Origin of the sequence: Streptomyces coelicoflavus (genome assembly GCF_003112555.1) — a bacterium.
GTDB lineage: Bacteria > Actinomycetota > Actinomycetes > Streptomycetales > Streptomycetaceae > Streptomyces > Streptomyces coelicoflavus.
Genome location: NZ_BEWB01000011.1, coordinates 99,296 through 112,813, shown reverse-complemented (window position 1 = coordinate 112,813; position 13,518 = coordinate 99,296). Strand labels below are relative to the sequence as shown.

Annotated in this window: 10 protein-coding genes; 8 read left to right on the top strand and 2 right to left on the bottom strand. The window is 74.4% G+C overall.

Annotated elements, in window-relative coordinates; all coding sequences use genetic code 11:
* Nucleotides 1-12 precede the first annotated feature (12 nt).
* On the bottom strand, nt 13-1,173 hold the full coding sequence (locus Sco07f_RS26360; RefSeq protein ID WP_108989386.1) for an alpha/beta hydrolase family protein: 1,161 nt from the start codon (nt 1,171-1,173) through the stop codon (nt 13-15).
* A 226-nt stretch (nt 1,174-1,399) separates the two neighbouring features.
* Between Sco07f_RS26360 and Sco07f_RS26355 the strand changes: the two genes are divergently transcribed.
* Together Sco07f_RS26355 and Sco07f_RS26345 are read left to right on the top strand one after the other, a co-directional pair.
* A complete protein-coding gene (locus tag Sco07f_RS26355) occupies nt 1,400-2,971 on the top strand; it encodes an FG-GAP-like repeat-containing protein (protein ID WP_244942152.1) in 1,572 nt (523 codons plus the stop codon).
* 218 nt (nt 2,972-3,189) lie between these two features.
* Nucleotides 3,190-3,777 (top strand): DinB family protein, encoded by a 588-nt coding sequence (locus Sco07f_RS26345; protein WP_108989384.1) that lies wholly within the window; start codon nt 3,190-3,192, stop codon nt 3,775-3,777.
* Between the two features lie 9 nt (nt 3,778-3,786).
* Here the strand turns inward: Sco07f_RS26345 and Sco07f_RS26340 are convergent, their stop codons facing one another.
* Nucleotides 3,787-4,239, bottom strand: a complete 453-nt coding sequence (locus Sco07f_RS26340) for an NUDIX hydrolase (protein WP_108989383.1) — start codon at nt 4,237-4,239, stop codon at nt 3,787-3,789.
* A 196-nt stretch (nt 4,240-4,435) separates the two neighbouring features.
* On the opposite strand from Sco07f_RS26340, the gene Sco07f_RS26335 reads away from it, so the two are divergent.
* The 6 genes from Sco07f_RS26335 to Sco07f_RS26310 all read left to right on the top strand — a co-directional run bounded on the left by Sco07f_RS26335 (nt 4,436) and on the right by Sco07f_RS26310 (nt 13,458).
* Entirely contained in the window at nt 4,436-5,413 is a 978-nt protein-coding gene (locus tag Sco07f_RS26335; RefSeq protein ID WP_167468231.1) for an EamA family transporter, read from the top strand.
* A gap of 126 nt (nt 5,414-5,539) precedes the next feature.
* Complete coding sequence (locus Sco07f_RS26330; RefSeq protein ID WP_108989382.1) at nt 5,540-7,300, top strand: serine/threonine-protein kinase; 1,761 nt, start codon at nt 5,540-5,542, stop codon at nt 7,298-7,300.
* Nucleotides 7,301-7,457: 157 nt separating this feature from the next.
* Nucleotides 7,458-8,252 carry a TIGR03084 family metal-binding protein gene (locus Sco07f_RS26325; RefSeq protein ID WP_167468230.1) on the top strand — a complete coding sequence of 265 codons (795 nt, stop codon included), beginning with the start codon at nt 7,458-7,460 and terminating at the stop codon, nt 8,250-8,252.
* Nucleotides 8,249-9,919: an acyclic terpene utilization AtuA family protein gene (locus tag Sco07f_RS26320; protein ID WP_108989380.1), complete on the top strand. Its 1,671-nt coding sequence runs from the start codon at nt 8,249-8,251 to the stop codon at nt 9,917-9,919. Before Sco07f_RS26325 ends, Sco07f_RS26320 begins: the two co-directional genes overlap by 4 nt.
* Before the next feature lie 73 nt (nt 9,920-9,992).
* Nucleotides 9,993-11,591, top strand: coding sequence for an acyl-CoA carboxylase subunit beta (locus Sco07f_RS26315; protein WP_108989379.1), 1,599 nt, complete (start codon nt 9,993-9,995; stop codon nt 11,589-11,591).
* A 13-nt stretch (nt 11,592-11,604) separates the two neighbouring features.
* Entirely contained in the window at nt 11,605-13,458 is a 1,854-nt protein-coding gene (locus Sco07f_RS26310) for an acetyl/propionyl/methylcrotonyl-CoA carboxylase subunit alpha (RefSeq protein ID WP_108989378.1), read from the top strand.
* Nucleotides 13,459-13,518: the final 60 nt, after the last annotated feature.

Sequence of the window (13,518 nt, the reverse complement as noted above, 5' to 3'; positions counted from 1 at the left end):
CCTGCGCCGCCGCTACGGCCGGTGGAAATCGACCTCGGGGCGCGAGGCCGTGGGACCGTCGAGGAGTGGCTGCGGGACGCCCCGCAGGTGGAGGTCGAAGAACGCGCGAACGAAGTCGCGGGTGATGTACCAACCCCGCTCGTACGGGAGCGGAATCGCCGGGTCGGCAAGCCCCAGCCGCCCCGCCAGCCAGGGGAGGTCGGTGAACGAGTAGTGCCCGGCCCCGGCCACGGTCAGCCAGCGTTTCCAGCCGTGCAGGCGGTCCCAGGTGGTGGGCCAGTCGGTGCCGGGACTGCCGGGGCTGTGCGTGGACCCGGCGCCGAGCATCATGAACGGACGCAGGCCGAGCCCGTCTCCCGCGTCCCGTACGAAGTGGTCCCCGTCGAGGTTGACCCCCGCCCGTACGCGGCCGTCGGCGGCCATCGCCGCCATGGCGGCCGCTCCGCCGATCGAATGCCCGGCGGCCCCGACGCGGCACGCGTCGATCACGCCCGCGAGCGCCCCCGCTCTCCGGGGGTCGGTCAACTCGTCGATCACGAAGGACAGATCCGCCGCCCGGCCCGTCACGACGGCCGCCTCCCCGCCGTCGGCGCCGACCCGGTCGCAGGCCACGCAGGGCGGTGTCCGGCCCCCGGGGAACTCCGTCCCGACGGATTCGTAGGCGTGGTCCACGGCGGCGACGACGTAACCGCGGGAGGCCAGCTCCCCGGCGAGCGAGGTGAGCGTGGTGCGCGGCATCGAGAAACCGGGAGACAGCAGCAGGAGGGGGAAGCGGCCCGGCGCGGGGAGTGCGGAGTCCTGCGCGTGCGTGCGCGCTCCGGCGACCGTCGCTGCGGGTACGACTCCGCCGAGTCCCCTGGCGTCCAGGAGGCGCTGCGCCTCGCCCTCGGTCATGTACGCCGCCGGGGTCCCGCCGGACGAGCGTGCCGGGTAGAACACGGACACCATCAGCTCCCGGCCCCGGGCCGACGGCACCCACGGGTCGGTGCGGCGCCGGTCGACGAGGTGCAGGGTGCGGCGGCCCACGGGGTGGGGGCCGGTGGGCCGGGGCAGCGCCAACGGGCCGGCGGGGGCCGAGGACGCGGGTGCGGCTCCCAGGAGGGGGACGGACAGGGCCCCGGCGAGCAGTGCGGTCAGGACGGTTCTGCGCGAAGTGGTCGCTCTGTCGGTCATGCACCCGAAGTTAGGCGCCGCGCACCCTCCGACACATCGGAGCGGAGCGCTACTTGGGTGTACGACCGAGGACTGACGGCCGGCGGCGGGGTGGCACCGTGGGATCAGTGCCGGTCCCGGGGTCCGTCGGGGACCGAGCTGTCGGCCGCGCCCGTCGGCCCCGGACGACGGTGGACGGGCATGCCGGCCCGAGTCGTTGACAGGAACCGGGTGGCGCGGTCCGTGCGTGATCGTCCGTATGGACGGCTCGGACGATCAGGTGGAGGCGCCGCCGCGACGGCGGTTCGGAACGCGGCCCCGGGTGATCGGGGGCGGTGCGGCCGTCGTCGTCCTGGCGGTCGCCGCGGGGCTGGTGATCGCCGACGGCGGACCGGACGACATCGCCGCGCCGTACGGATGCGCCAGCGGCACCCCCCACGGCACCGCGTCCGCCGCGGCCGCCGCGTCCGCCCCGGAGGGCGCCGCCGACTTCGACGGGGACGGGCATCCCGACCTGGCCCTCGGGTCGGGAGGGAGCGTGGCGGGCGGGTCCGGTGGAGGGAGTGTCGAGGTCGCCTACGGGGCGGGGGACGGGACGGGGATCGCCCGGTGCCAGTACCTGACGCAGGACGACGCCGGGATACCGGGCGAGAACCGGGACGAGGCGTTCTTCGGGACGGACGTCGTGGCGCGCGACCTCGACGGGGACGGGTACACCGACCTCGCCGCCTCCGTCTTCGACTGGAAGCCGAGCGTGATCATCGTGTGGGGGTCCGAGGACGGGCTGAAGCGCGCGACCCGGGTACCCGGCACCGACGTCAGCCACGTGGCGTGGGACAACGATCCGATCCTGGACGAGCAGCTCGCCGCCGGTGACTTCGACGGGGACGGGCACCCCGACCTGGTCTTCGGGCTCGGCTCCGACAAGGGGCTGCTCAAGGGGCCCTTCGGCCGGGACGGCACCCCCGCCGGGACCGGCCGCGTCCCCGCCCCGCGCCGGCCCTCCCCCGAGGTCGCCAACGCGAACTACGGCGACCTTCTCGCCGGGGACCTCGACGGCGACGGCATCGACGACCTGGTCGCCTTCCACACCGCCGACCCGGACCCCGAGGCGTCCTGGGCCGAGCTGAACCGGCCGGTGAGTCACCTGCGCGGCGGCCGGGACGGATTCATCCAGCCCGAGGGCACCTCGATTCCCGACGCGGGCGAGGGGGCGATCGGCGACGTGGACGGCGACGGCGTCGACGACCTGGTCCTCAGCCCCCGGGGCGGCGACGCGAGCCGCAGTTCGGTGACGGTGGTGTACGGGTCGCGGGGCGGCCCGGGTGCGCGTACGACGACCGTCGACCGGGACACCTCCGGCGTGCCCGGAGAGGAGCCCCAGGACGTGGACGCCGTCTTCACCAGTCTGGACACCGGGGACGTCAACGGCGACGGGTACGCGGACGTGGTCGCCGGGGCTCCCCGCTGGGACGTGTACGGGGAGCCGGGGCCGGAACAGGTGCTGTTCCTGTCGGGCGGACCGGACGGGCTCAGCGGCGAGGGCGCCCGGCTGTTCGACGGGGACGACCTCGGTGCCGCGCCGGGCGGGGACGCCGACTTCGGCAGCGCCGTGGGCCTGACCGACCTGGACGGCGACGGCCGTGCCGACCTCGTGGTGACCGCGCCGGGCAGCGACACGGTCGACGGCGTCGCCCACCTGCTGCCCGGGACCGCCGACGGTCCCTCCGTCGCGGGTGCCACCCGGCTGTCCGGGGACGCCTTCGACGACACCGAGGGGCTGGGCCTGCTGATGGGCGGTGGCGAGGTCGCCCACTAGTCCCACTGGTCCAACTGGTCCGACCGGCCTCACTGGCCCCACTGGCCCCACTGGCCCCACTGGCCCCACTGGCCCCACTGGCCCCACTGGTCCTACTGGTCCTACTGGTCCAACTGGTCCAACTGGTCCAGGCTCCTCGATCTAGGACACGTATTGACCTAGACGGTCCGTAGCGTGGTCCTCGACCGACGGAGCAGGAACACCGGAAGGCGGAGACCATGACCACCACCGAGCGCGGCACCACCGAGCACAGCACCGGCGAGCCGACCACCCGCGAGCCGGCCGAGGCCGCGGCCGTCACCGGCGAGCGCGCCGACCTGCTGGAGATGCTGGCCAAGCACCGGCACTTCCTGCGCTTCACCACCCGTGAGCTCACCGACGAGCAGGCCGGACTGCGGACCACCGCCAGCGAGCTGTGTCTGGGCGGTCTGATCAAGCACGTCACCGCGGTCGAGCGGGGCTGGCGGAACTTCATCCTGGAGGGACCGTCCGCGATGGGCGACTTCACGGCCATGACCGAGGCCGACTGGGCGCAGCGGGCCGACGAGTTCCGGATGCTGCCCGGTGACACGCTGGACGCCGTACTGGCCGACTACACCGAGGCGGCCCGCCTGACCGACGAGCTGGTCGCCACCCTGCCCGACCTGGGGGTCACGCAGCCGTTGCCGAAGGCGCCGTGGTTCCAGGCCGAGACCGAGTGGTCGGCACGCCGGGTGCTGATGCACATCATGGCCGAGACCGCCCAGCACGCGGGCCACGCCGACATCATCCGGGAGTCCCTGGACGGTGCGAAGAGCATGGGATGACCGGCCCGGTCAGGGCGCCGTCTCGCCCCGCACCAGCGGGCGGCACACCGGCTGGACGTCCTCGGGGAGGTCGTCCGGGCGGCACCAGCGGGCCTCCAGGATCTCGAACGGGTCCAGGCGCAGCTCGCCGCCCAGCAGGCGGGCCTCGAACGCCACCTCCAGGCGGGTGCGCAGGCCGCTGTTGAGCATGACCAGCCGGCCCACCTCCACGTCCAGGCCGGTCTCCTCCTTCACCTCGCGGACCACGGTCTGCCGGAAGTCCTCGCCCTTGTGCGCGAAGCCGCTCGGCAGACCCCACTGGCGGCCCGGGGCCCACATCCGGTGCTTCAGCATCAGGACCCGCCCCTCGCCGTCCCGCACGACGCCGGTCACGCCGACCACGAACTTGGCGTTCATCAGCCACATCACGCGGCTCTGCACGGGGCGCAGCAGGCGCCAGAGGCGGGTCAGGAGTCGTCTCACACGGCGGACGCTACCCGGTCGGTGCGGGGCCGCGGGCGGGCGGTCCCGGCCCGCCTGACGGACGTGCGTTGACAGCCGCAGGTTCCGGACCTGACAGTTGCGTAAAAGCGCTACGTGCCTGACAAAGTCCATTACTCTGGACTGTGCAGTGCAGTACGCTGAACGACATCGTCCCGCACACCGTCCCGGAGCCCCCGTGAGTACCCCAAGCGCCACCCCCGGCACCCCGTCCCCGGCTGCCGCCGCGCCCGCCGTCGCGCCCGCCGTCGGTCACGCGTCCGTGCCGGACGGTGCGCCGGGCGGACGGTTCGGTTCCCTGGGCCCGGTCGGTCTGGTCCTCGCCGGCGGGCTCTCCGTGCAGTTCGGCGCGGCGCTGGCGGTGAGCCTGATGCCGCGGGCCGGGGCGCTCGGCGTGGTGACCCTGCGGCTGGCCGTGGCCGCCGTGGTCATGCTCCTGGTCTGCCGGCCCCGGCTGCGCGGCCACTCCCGGGCCGACTGGGGCACGGTCGTCGTCTTCGGCATCGCCATGGCCGGTATGAACGGCCTCTTCTACCAGGCCGTCGACCGCATCCCGCTCGGCCCCGCCGTCACCCTGGAGGTGCTCGGCCCGCTCGCCCTGTCCGTCTTCGCCTCCCGCCGCGCGGTCAACCTGGTCTGGGCCGGACTCGCCCTGGCCGGCGTCTTCCTGCTGGGCGGCGGCGGCTTCGGCGCCCTCGACCCGGCCGGTGCCGCCTTCGCCCTGGCGGCGGGCGCGATGTGGGCGGCGTACATCGTCTTCAGCGCCCGCACCGGGCGCCGCTTCCCGCAGGCCGACGGGCTGGCCCTGGCGATGGCGGTCGGCGCGCTGCTGTTCCTGCCGCTGGGCATCGTCGAGTCGGGGGCGAAGCTGATCGACCCGATGACGCTCGCGCTGGGCGCCGGGGTCGCCCTGCTCTCCTCCGTCCTGCCCTACACCCTCGAACTCCTCGCCCTGCGCCGCCTGCCCGCGCCGACCTTCGCCGTCCTCATGAGCCTGGAACCCGCCATCGCCGCGGCGGCCGGTTTCCTCATCCTCGACCAGGCCCTGTCCGCCACCCAGTCCGCCGCGATCGCCCTGGTCATCGCGGCGAGCATGGGCGCGGTGCGGACCCAGGTGGGCCGACGGCGGACGAAGACGCTTCCCGAGCTGTCCTAGGCATCGCCCCGCCGGCGGAGGGCGACCGCGAGGCCGCGTGGGAGCGGACCCCCCGACGCCCGGCGACGGCCGCAACGCATAGGCTGCGTACCTGGTCAGCTCATCGGGATCATGGGGAGGGAACCGATGAATCACACGGCCGAGGTCTTCCAGCCCTTGCAGGACGACGATCCGCGCACGGTGGCCGGATACCGCCTCGCGGCCCGGCTCGGCGCGGGCGGCATGGGCCGGGTCTATCTGTCCCACACCCGGGGCGGCCGGCCCGTGGCCATCAAGGTCGTACGGTCGGAACTGGCCGACGACCAGACCTTCCGGCGGCGTTTCAGCCGCGAGATCAAGGCGGCCCGGAAGGTGAAGGGCGCCTACACCGCCGAACTGATCGACGCCGACCCGGACGCCACCCCGCCCTGGCTGGCCACGCTGTACGTGCCGGGCCCCTCCCTGTCCGACGCCGTCGCCCGGAGCGGACCGCTGCCGGTGCCCGCGGTGCTGTGGCTGATGGCGGGGGTCGCCGAGGCGCTCCAGGCCATCCACGACGCCGGAATCGTGCACCGCGACCTCAAGCCGGCGAACGTCCTGCTGGCCGACGACGGGCCGCGGGTCATCGACTTCGGCATCTCGCTCGCCGCCGACAGCACCGCGCACACCGCCACGGGCACCACCATCGGCACGGCCCAGTACATGGCGCCGGAACAGGCCTCCGCCGGTGCCATCACGGCGGCCACCGACGTCTTCTCGCTCGGCCAGACGGCCGCCTTCGCGGCCCTGGGCAGGCCCCTTTACGGTGACGGCCCGGCCGCCACCGTGCTGTACCGGATCGTCCACTCGGAACCCGACCTGTCCGGGCTGCCCGAGCGCCTGCGCGACCTGTTCGCCCGGTGCCTGGCCGCCGACCCCGGGGAACGGGCGACCCCGGCGGAGATCGTCGAGTGGTGCCGCCGGGAACTGGGCCGGGACGCGGGGGAGGACACGGGGCCCGCCGTGTGGCGGGAGATCGCCGGACCGCCGGTGACGGTTCCGCCGCCGGTCGCGGCCACGGGGGCGGCGACCGCCGCGACTCCGGTCCCGGCCCCGGGTCCGACCGCGGCGCACACGGCGCCGTGGGTTCCCCCGCAGGGGACGGCGCCGATGCCCTGGCAGGCCCCCGCCGGACCGGGAGGGCCGTTCGTGCCGCGGCCGCCGGCCGGGCCGGAGGAGCGCAAGCGCCGCAGGAGACGCACCGCCTTGATCTCGGCCGCCGCCGTCGTCGCGTGCGGCTTGGTGATCCTGGCGGGGTCGATGCTCCTCGACGCGGCGGGTCGGGGCCTCGACCGGGCCCGGGACGCGGCCGCGTCGGCGGCGGCGTCCAAGTCCGCGGCAGCGCCCGAGTCCGCGTCCGGTACGCCCCGTCCGGCGGCGGAGGGGTCTGCTGCGGGCGGGGAGGCTGGGTCGGGGCCCGAGGCGGGGGACGACTCGTCGGCCGGGCGGCCGGGCGCGGGGGCCGACGGCTCCGCTGCCGGTACGACGCCGAGGGCCCACGCCTACGGCGCCCTGCTGGTGAACAGCGACAACTCGCTCAGCCTCACCGACGGCACGATGCGCGAGGACCGCAAGGGGGACATCCGCTTCGACTGCGCGAACGCGAGCTGCGCCCTGGAGAGTGACACCAGCGTCTTCACCATCCTGCTCGGTGACCCGGGCGCCGACTACGAGGAGTGCCGTCGGATGACCGCCGACCAGGACGCGCACCGCCTCCCGCTGGCCGCCGCGTCCGCCGGAACGGAGATCTGCGTCAGGCGGGACAACGGCGACATCGTCCTGTTCGTCGTCCAGGTGAAGTCGACTGCCCTGCCTGAGGCCGCCTTCGTCACCATGGACACGACGGTCTGGCCGGGCGTGAAGAACTGAGACCGCACCTTGGTCCAGCGGCCTGACACACTGATGTCGGGCCGCTCTCGCTTTCACCGCTGCAAAAATCATGCAAGCACGCTTGATTGTTAATCCCCGCCCTGCCATGCTCCCCCCACACCGCCCCGCACATCGCCGTGCCCGAGGGGAGCGCCCCGTGTCCGACCCGACGCCCGTGATCGACGACCTGCGCGAGGAGAGCGAGGAACTCGACGCACTGGTCGCCAAGTTGAGGCCCGAGGAGTGGCGGCTGGCCACCCCGGCACCCGGCTGGACGATCGCCCACCAGATCGCGCACCTGTACTGGACCGACCGGGCCGCCCTGGTCGCCGTCACCGACGCGAACGGCTTCCAGGCGCTGGTCGAGCAGGCCCTCGCCGCCCCCGACCGATACGTCGACGATGCCGCCGAGCAGGGCGCCGAGCAGGCCCCCGCCGACCTGCTGGCCGCCTGGCGGGAGAGCCGCGCCGCCCTGGACGAGGCACTGCGCGCCGCCGCCCCCGGTGCACGCTTCCCCTGGTACGGCCCGCCCATGGCCACCGCCTCCATGGCCACCGCCCGCCTGATGGAGACCTGGGCCCACGGCCTCGACGTCGCGGCGACCCTCGGCGTGTCCCGCCCGCCCACCGACCGCCTGCGCCACGTCGCCCGCATCGGCGTCCGTGCCCGGGACTTCGCCTACGCCGCCCACGGACTCACCCCGCCCGCCGAGCAGTTCCGCGTCGAACTCACCGGCCCCGGCGGCGACCTGTGGACGTACGGCCCCGAGAACGCCCCGCAGCGCGTCACCGGCCCGGCGCTCGACTTCTGCCTCCTCGCCACCCAGCGCGCCCACCGCGCCGACCTCGCGCTCACCGCCGAGGGCGAGGACGCCGACCGCTGGCTGGACATCGCCCAGGCCTTCGCCGGACCGCCGGGAGCCGGACGCCCGGCGAAGGGAACCCCGCAGTGAGCGTGCTCCGCGTCGGCAACGCCTCCGGTTTCTACGGCGACCGCTTCTCCGCCATGCGCGAGATGCTCACCGACGGCCCGCTGGACGTCCTCACCGGCGACTACCTCGCCGAGCTGACCATGCTCATCCTGGGCCGGGACCGGCTGAAGAACCCGGACGCCGGGTACGCCCGTACCTTCCTGCGGCAGTTGGAGGAGTGCCTCGGACTCGCCCACGAGCGGGGCGTCAGGATCGTCGCCAACGCCGGGGGACTCAACCCCGCCGGGCTCGCCGACGCCGTACGCACGCTCGCCGGCCGGCTCGGCATCCCCGTCCGCGTCGCGCACGTCGAGGGCGACGACCTCACCGCCGCCCACCCGGGAACGCTGGCCGCCCACGCCTACCTCGGCGGCTTCGGCATCGCCGCGTGCCTGCGCGCGGGCGCCGACGTGGTCGTCACGGGCCGCGTCACCGACGCCGCCCTGGTCACCGGGCCCGCCGCCGCGCACTTCGGCTGGGCGCCGACGGAGTACGACCGGCTGGCGGGCGCGGTCGTCGCCGGGCACCTGCTGGAGTGCGGCGCGCAGGCGACCGGCGGCAACTACGCCTTCTTCCAGGACGGCGACGTACGGCGCCCCGGCTTCCCGCTCGCCGAACTGCACGCCGACGGCACCTCCGTCATCACCAAGCACGACGGCACCGGCGGCTTCGTCGACGTCGGGACGGTCACCGCACAGCTGCTGTACGAGACGGGCGGCGCCCGGTACGCCGGGCCCGACGTCACCACCCGGCTGGACACCGTACGGCTCGGCCAGGACGGCCCCGACCGGGTCCGCGTCGAGGGCGTGCGCGGCGAGGCACCGCCGCCCACCCTCAAGGCCGGCCTCAACCGCCTCGGCGGCTTCCGCAACGAGGTCGCCTTCGTCCTCACCGGCCTGGACATCGAGGCCAAGGCCGCGCTGGTGCGGGACCAGATGGAGCCGGCGCTCGGCAAGGTCTCCGACGTCCGCTGGGACCTGGTCCGCACCGACCGGCCCGACGCCCCCACCGAGGAGACGGCCGGCGCCCTGCTGCGGCTCGTCGTCCGGGACGCCGACCAGGAGGCCGTCGGGCGGGCGCTGAGCGGCGCCGCGATCGAACTCGCCCTCGCGAGCTACCCCGGGTTCCACGTCCTCGCGCCTCCCGGGAAGGGCGCGCCCTACGGCGTGTTCGAGGCCGCCCACGTCCCGCAGGACGCCGTCGACCACGTCGCCGTGCTCCACGACGGGCGGCGCGTCCCGGTACCGGCCGCGCAGGACACCGCCGTACTCCGCGCCGTACCGGAACCGCCCCTGCCCGAGCCCCTCCCGCCCGGCCCCGTCCGCCGTGCACCGCTCGGCCTCGTCGCCGGTGCCCGCAGCGGTGACAAGGGCGGCGACGCCAACGTCGGCGTGTGGGCGCGGACCGACGACGCCTGGCGCTGGCTCGCCCACGAGCTGACCGCCGACCGGTTCCGCGAGCTGATCCCCGAGGCCCGCGACCTGCCCGTCACCCGGCACCCGCTCCCCAACCTGCGCGCCCTCAACTTCGTCGTCGAGGGCATCCTCGGCGAGGGCGTCGCCGCGCAGGCCCGCTTCGACCCGCAGGCCAAGGCGCTCGGCGAATGGCTGCGCGCCCGGCACCTGGACATCCCGGAGGCCCTGCTGTGACCGTCCCGCCGTACGTCCCGGAGGGGCTGCTGCTGACCGTCCCGCCGTACACGCCCGCCCCGGAGGTCCTGCCGTGACCGTCCTCGCCTCCGCCCTCGACCCCACCGCCCCCGACCACCGCGCCAATCGCGAGGCCATGCTCGCCAAGCTCGCCGAGCTGGACGCCGAACATGCCAAGGCCCTCGCGGGCGGCGGCGAGAAGTACGTCGCCCGGCACCGGAAGCGCGGCAAGCTGCTGGCCCGCGAGCGCATCGAGCTGCTCCTCGACCCCGACACGCCCTTCCTGGAGCTGTCCCCGCTCGCCGCCTGGGGCAGCGAGTACACCGTCGGCGCCTCCCTCGTCACGGGCATCGGCGTCGTCGAGGGCGTCGAGTGCCTGATCACCGCCAACGACCCGACCGTGCGCGGCGGCGCCAGCAACCCCTGGTCGCTGAAGAAGGCCCTGCGCGCCAACGACATCGCGCTCGCCAACCGGCTGCCCTGCATCAGCCTCGTGGAGTCCGGCGGCGCCGACCTGCCCTCCCAGAAGGAGATCTTCATCCCGGGCGGCGCGATCTTCCGGGACCTCACCCGGCTGTCGGCGGCCGGCATCCCGACGATCGCGGTCGTCTTCGGCAACTCGACCGCCGGGGGCGCCTACATCCCCGGCATGTCCGACCACACCATCATGGTCAAGGAGCGGGCCAAGGTGTTCCTCGGCGGGCCGCCGCTGGTCAAGATGGCCACCGGCGAGGAGAGCGACGACGAGTCGCTGGGCGGCGCCGAGATGCACGCCCGCACCTCCGGCCTCGCCGACCACTTCGCCGCCGACGAACCGGACGCCCTGCGCCAGGCCCGCCGCGTCGTCGCCCGCCTCAACCACCGCAAGGCGTACGCCGACCCGCCCCTCGCCGAGCCGCCCAAGTACGACCCGGACGACCTGCTGGGCATCGTCCCCGCCGACCTCAGGGCACCCTTCGACCCGCGCGAGGTGATCGCCCGGATCGTCGACGCCTCCGACTTCGACGAGTTCAAGCCCCTGTACGGGACCAGCCTGACCACGGGCTGGGCGAGCCTGCACGGCTACCCGGTGGGCATCCTCGCCAACGCCCAGGGGGTCCTCTTCAGCGAGGAGTCGCAGAAGGCGGCCCAGTTCATCCAGCTCGCCAACCAGCGCGACATCCCGCTGCTCTTCCTCCACAACACCACCGGCTACATGGTCGGCAAGGAGTACGAACAGGGCGGCATCATCAAGCACGGCGCCATGATGATCAACGCGGTCTCCAACTCCCGCGTCCCCCACCTGTCCGTCCTCCTCGGCGCCTCCTACGGCGCCGGTCACTACGGCATGTGCGGCCGCGCCTACGACCCCCGCTTCCTCTTCGCCTGGCCCAGCGCCAAGTCCGCCGTCATGGGCCCGCAGCAGCTCGCCGGCGTCCTGTCCATCGTCGCCCGCCAGTCCGCCGCCGCGAAGGGGCAGCCGTACGACGACGAGGGCGACGCCGCCCTGCGCGCCATGGTGGAGCAGCAGATCGAGTCCGAGTCGCTGCCGATGTTCCTGTCCGGGCGGCTCTACGACGACGGCGTCATCGACCCCCGCGACACCCGCACCGTCCTCGGCCTGTGCCTGTCCGCCGTCCACACCGCCCCCTACGAGGGCGCGCGCGGCGGCTTCGGCGTCTTCCGCATGTGAGGGTGAGAGACCAGTGATCACTTCCGTACTCGTCGCCAACCGGGGCGAGATCGCCTGCCGCGTCTTCCGCACCTGCCGCCAGTGGGGCATCCGCACCGTCGCCGTGCACTCGGACGCCGACGCGAACGCCCTCCACACGCGCGAGGCCGACGCCGCCGTACGCCTGCCGGGCGCCGCCCCCGCCGACACCTACCTGCGCGGCGACCTGATCGTGAAGGCCGCCGTCGCCGCCGGAGCCGACGCCGTCCACCCCGGCTACGGCTTCCTCTCCGAGAACGCCGACTTCGCCCGCGCCGTACGGGACGCGGGGCTGGTCTGGATCGGGCCGCCGCCCGAGGCGATCGAGGCGATGGCGTCCAAGACCCGCGCCAAGGAACTGATGGGCGTCGCACCCCTCACCGACGCCGCCCTCGTCACCGAGGCCGACCTGCCGGTGCTGGTCAAGGCGGCGGCGGGCGGCGGCGGACGCGGCATGCGCGTCGTACGCCGCCTCGCCGACCTCGACGCCGAACTGACCGCCGCCCGCGCGGAGGCCACGAGCGCCTTCGGTGACGGCGAGGTCTTCGTCGAGCCCTACCTGGAGAACGGCCGCCACGTCGAGGTGCAGATCCTCGCCGACACCCACGGCACGGTGTGGGCGCTCGGCACCCGCGACTGCTCCCTCCAGCGACGCCACCAGAAGGTGATCGAGGAGTCCCCGGCGCCCGGCCTGACCCCCGGACTCACCGCCGAACTCCACGACCTCGCCGTACGCGCCGCCCGCGCCGTCGACTACGTCGGCGCCGGGACCGTCGAGTTCCTCGTCGCCGACGGCAGGGCGCACTTCCTGGAGATGAACACCCGCCTCCAGGTCGAACACCCCGTCACGGAAGCGGTGTTCGGCATCGACCTCGTCGCCCTCCAGCTCCGGATCGCCGAAGGGCACGCCCTCGAAGCCGACCCCCCGCGCGCGCGGGGCCACGCCGTCGAGGCCCGCCTCTACGCCGAGGACCCGGCGAGCGGCTGGGCCCCGCAGACCGGCCGCCTGCACCGCCTCACCGTCCCCGACGGCATCCGCCTGGACACCGGCTACACCGACGGCGACGACATCGGCGTCCACTACGACCCGATGCTCGCCAAGGCGGTCGCCCACGCCCCCACGCGCGCGGAGGCCGTCCGCCGCCTCGCCGGCGCCCTGGAACGGGCGGTGATCCACGGCCCGGTCACCAACCGCGACCTGCTCGTCCGCTCACTGCGCCACGAGGAGTTCACGTCCGGCCGCATGGACACGGGCTTCTACGACCGCCACCTGGCCGACCTGACACGGTCCGCCCCCGACCCCCTCGCCCCGCTGGCCGCCGCCCTCGCCGACGCGGCCACCCACGCGGGCCGCTTCGGCGGCTGGCGCAACCTGCCCTCCCAGCCGCAGGTCAAGCGGTACGCGGTGGCGGGGGAGGAGCACGAGGTCCGCTACCACCACACCCGCGACGGCCTCACCGCCGAGGGCGTCCACGTCGTCCACGCCGGCCCCGACCGGGTCGTCCTCGAAACGGACGGCGTACAACGCCGCTTCGACGTCGCCCGCTACGGCGACCGCATCCACGTCAACACCACCGCGCTGACCGCCCTGCCCCGCTTCCCCGACCCCACCACCCAGCACGCCCCGGGTTCCCTCCTGGCCCCCATGCCGGGCACGGTCGTCCGCGTCGCGGAGGGCCTGACGGAGGGCACCACCGTCCAGGCGGGCCAGCCGTTGCTGTGGCTGGAGGCCATGAAGATGGAACACAGGATCACCGCCCCGGTGACAGGGAGGCTGACCGCACTCCCGGCGGGCCTCGGACGACAAGTAGAGATGGGCGCCCTCTTGGCGGTCGTCGAGTCCGACTGACCCAGGGGCGCGGGGAACTGCGCGACCAGCCACAACGGACCCGCACTCGTACAGCGACCG